Annotated in this window: 1 protein-coding gene; it reads right to left on the bottom strand. The window is 77.6% G+C overall.

From position 1 onward, the window contains the following. On the bottom strand, positions 1–355 hold a 355-nt coding region (locus tag OO63_RS47340), incomplete at its 3' end, for a hypothetical protein (protein ID WP_248782230.1). Between the last annotated feature and the right edge of the window lie 646 nt (positions 356–1,001).

The following is a 1,001-nucleotide window of genomic DNA, read 5'->3' as shown; positions in this document are numbered from 1 at the left end:
GGGTGGTTGGGTCGGCCGGGGCGTCCGGGCTGTCCGGGTCGTCCGGGTCGGCCGGGGCGTCCGGGTCGTTCGGGTCCGCCGGGGCGTCCGGGTCGTTCGGGTCCGCCGGGGCGTCCGGGTCGTTCGGGTCCGCCGGGGCGTCCGGGTCTGTCGGGGCCTCGCCGGGGGCGGCGGGGGCCGGGCGTGGGGATGCCGGGCTTTCGGGGGGTGGGTTCTCGGGTGCCCCGGGTGCCTTGGGTGCCGGGATTTCCGGTGCCGGTGCCGGTGCAGGTGCCGCGGGGGTCGCGCCTGTGTCGGCCGGGATCGGGACGGTCGGGATGGCGGAGCGGGTCCGTGCGGTGGGTGGGACCTTCACGGCGGGCCCTCATGCGGGCGCGTACGTGGTGGAGGCCGACCTCCCCACCGGCGATCTCACCTGAGCCCCGTCCGGGGTGGCCCCCGAGGCGCGCTCCGCGCGTGTCCTCAATCGCCGGACGGGCTCTCTCCCACCCGCCCGCCCGAACTTGCACCGGCCTGCCCGAAAGCCCGGCACCTCCGCCCCGCAGGGGGCGCCCCCGATCGGCGCTTCGCGCCTCGTCCTCAATCGCCGGACGGGCTGATACTTCGCCCGCCGGGCCTTGGCCTCGCCCACGTACCCCCAGCAGGCCTCGGTCTCGGCCACGTACCCCCAGCAGGCCTCGGTCTCGGCCGCGTACCCCCAGCGGGCCCTGGCCTCGCCCACCTGCCCCCAGCGGCCTCGGACTCGGCCGCGTACCCCCAGCGGGCCCTGGCCTCGCCCACCTGCCCCCAGCGGCCTCGGACTCGGCCGCGTACCCCCAGCAGGCCTTGGCCTCGCCCACCTGCCCCCAGCGGCCTCGGACTCGCCCACGTACCCCCAGCAGGCCTCGGTCTCGGCCACGTACCCCCAGCAGGCCTTGGCCTCGCCCACCTGCCCCCAGCGGCCCCGGTCTCGCCCACGTACCCCCAGCAGGCCTCGGACTCGCCAACCACCCCCATCAACC

The sequence above is a fragment of the Streptomyces alboflavus genome (assembly GCF_000716675.1).
In the GTDB taxonomy this organism is placed as follows: Bacteria; Actinomycetota; Actinomycetes; order Streptomycetales; family Streptomycetaceae; genus Streptomyces; species Streptomyces alboflavus.
Note: the sequence above shows the minus strand (reverse complement) of the source record. Positions and strands in the feature narration are given on the sequence as shown.